Source organism: Bartonella sp. MR168JLCBS (genome assembly GCF_042194175.1).
The window spans coordinates 1-305 of the sequence record NZ_JBHIMP010000503.1 but is presented as its reverse complement, the minus strand read 5'-3'; the positions used below and the strand labels follow the sequence as shown (position 1 = coordinate 305).

Here is a 305-nt window from a genome sequence, read left to right as displayed (position 1 = left end):
ATTTCATAAAAAGGTTCAACAATTGCTTCACCGTACCAGCCTCTTTTCGCATTCAACTTATTATCACGGCTATCGTAAATCAAACCACTTGGTAACCCAATTGTTGTAAAATTACGGCTTCCAAAATAGATATCGCTTGAATAACCATTAGAACCTTCTACAGCAGTCTGTCCCGATAGATTACTATTAAAGATATGCGTAATACCCAACTTTGCTCTGATAGCTTTTGTTGTATAATTGTCTAAAACATCTTGCTGTATTTTCAGCTCTGCCCCAAAGTTTGTATCAGGAGTGAATATACCAGG

General features: G+C 36.7%; 1 pseudogene. It reads right to left on the bottom strand.

Features of this window, described 5'->3' with window-relative positions:
- Positions 1-305 (bottom strand): annotated as a pseudogene (locus ACFIK8_RS12265) (BamA/TamA family outer membrane protein); the annotation flags it as partial.